Consider the following 2,161-nt stretch of genomic DNA (forward strand, 5'->3'; position numbering starts at 1 on the left):
GATCAAGGCTCGTTCCTATTCCTCGGCGTCGGCGGCGACACCGGATTTCCTGTTTGCCTGCGCAGTCGGGTTGCGCGCATGGAACAGATCGAGGTCGGCCTCGATCCGGTCAAGCAGATTGTTGCGCACCATGTCGTAGCCGAGCTCGATGGCGGCCGCAAAGCCATCCGAATCGGCGCCGCCATGGCTCTTCACCACGATGCCGTTCAAGCCCAGGAAGACGCCGCCATTGGAGCGACCGACATCCATCTTCTCGCGCAGCCTGTCGAAGGCGCCCTTGGCGAAGACGTAGCCGATCTTGGCCATGAGCGTGCGGCTCATGGCGGCGCGCAGATAGCCGGCGATCTGCCTTGCCGTGCCTTCCGCCGTCTTGAGCGCGATGTTGCCGGCAAAGCCCTCGGTGACCACCACGTCGACCGTGCCCTTGCCGATATCGTCGCCCTCGACGAAGCCGCGATAATTCATCGAGGCCAGATTGGCCTCGCGCAGCATGCGGCCGGCTTCCTTGACCTCTTCCTGGCCCTTGATCTCCTCGACGCCGACATTGAGCAGGCCGACGCTCGGCCGCTCGACACCGAACACCGAACGCGCCATGCCGGTGCCCAGAATGGCGAAATCGATAAGCTGATGCGCATCGGCACCGATGGTGGCGCCGACATCGAGCACCACGCTTTCACCGCGCGTCGTCGGCCAGAGCGCCGCGATCGCCGGGCGCTCGATCGTGGCCATGGTGCGCAGGCAGAATTTCGACATCGCCATCAGCGCGCCGGTATTGCCGGCCGAGATGCAGGCCTGCGCGCCGCCGCTCTTGACCGCCTCGACGGCCTTCCACATCGACGACTTCCAGCGGCCGTGGCGCAGAGCCTGGCTCGGCTTGTCGTCCATGCGCACGGCGACCTCGCAATGAACGAACTCGCTCACCTCGCCGAGTTTCGGGAACTTGGCGAGTTCGGGACGCACCGCGTCCTCGCGGCCGTAGATGACGAAGCGGATGTCAGGACGACGGATGGCGACGGTCATCAGCGCCGGGATGACCACGCTCGGTCCGTGATCGCCGCCCATGGCATCGATGGAAATCCTGATCACGTAGTGTTTTTCTCACGGTTTGCCTGGCTTGCGGCGGACGCCTGCCGAGGTAAGGGGGCTCGCGAAGGTTCGGCGAAAATAGCGGTTTTGCGCCTGCGCACAACCAACTTTTCCAAAATCCGGACCACTCTCAGGATTTTCCAAGCAGCGAACGCAGCTTTTTCTGGAATTCGCTTTCCTCGGGCTGATCGTCGCCGGCGACGTCGAGCGAGGCTCCAGGCTTGCGCGGATAGGGGTCGATCGCCAGGCCGAAAAACTGTTCGGCCAACGCGCCGACGTCGATGGTGTCGCCGGAAAATGTCTCCGGACTGTCCGGCCCGTCGGCGTCGAGGATGATTTCGCCTCCGCCCTCGAAACCTTCGCGCCCAAGCTTCGACTGCTCGGGCAAAAACAGCGCCTCGACAGACTCGTCGATATGCGCAGCGATCGGATCCAGGGTGACGATGCAGGCTTGCGTGATGTCGGCCTCGACGCGGCCGGTGACCTTGACGCCATTGCGCTTCCAGGAGGCCACGAGCAGTTCGGCGCGATAGCTTTCGACCGAAAGCAGGTCATATTCGGCGGCGAGCGCCTCACGCTGGCGCTCATCGGCCTCGATAACGACAGGCAGGCCCTTTTGCGGCAGCCGCGCGACATTAGCGACAAAGGACACAGGGCTGCGCAATTCGGCGTCTTTCATCACGGCCTCCTTCACACGCCGCCCGCGGCCGGGAACGTGGCGGTGCCGGCGACGATCGATTCGGTCGGCTGCGCGGCAAGCTTTTGGCAAGCCTCGCAGACATAATCCGCCAGCAGCGGCGCCTGTGGCCAGGAACCGGCGTCCGGCCTGACGTTGCGGGTGAGCGCCGCCGCAAGCGCCACCCGATCGTCCTGCCTGAGCGCGTCGTCATAAGCGGCCGTGCGGCCGTAAAACATCTTTGCCAGCTTTTTCATGCGTTTGGGCACACCGACATCGCTGATGCCAAGCTCGCGCAGCGAATGCTCGACATCGAGAAAGAACTCGTCGATCAGCACTTGCGCGACCTCGGCGGCCACACCTTGCTCGCCATGCAGCCGGTGCTGGACGAGATACATG

The 2,161-nt window shown here is 64.0% G+C and carries 3 protein-coding genes; all 3 read right to left on the reverse strand.

Going from position 1 to position 2,161, the window contains the following annotated elements; all coding sequences use genetic code 11:
- Positions 1–15: 15 nt before the first annotated feature.
- Positions 16–1,086 (reverse strand): phosphate acyltransferase PlsX, encoded by a 1,071-nt coding sequence (plsX, locus tag EOD07_RS31795; protein ID WP_073989601.1) that lies wholly within the window; start codon positions 1,084–1,086, stop codon positions 16–18.
- A gap of 130 nt (positions 1,087–1,216) precedes the next feature.
- On the reverse strand, positions 1,217–1,765 hold the full coding sequence (locus tag EOD07_RS31800) for a YceD family protein (protein ID WP_040983476.1): 549 nt from the start codon (positions 1,763–1,765) through the stop codon (positions 1,217–1,219).
- Between the two features lie 11 nt (positions 1,766–1,776).
- Positions 1,777–2,161: ubiquinol-cytochrome C chaperone family protein (locus EOD07_RS31805; RefSeq protein ID WP_127238086.1), on the reverse strand; the 385-nt coding region annotated here is incomplete at its 5' end.

The sequence above is a fragment of the Mesorhizobium sp. M2C.T.Ca.TU.002.02.1.1 genome (assembly GCF_003997225.1).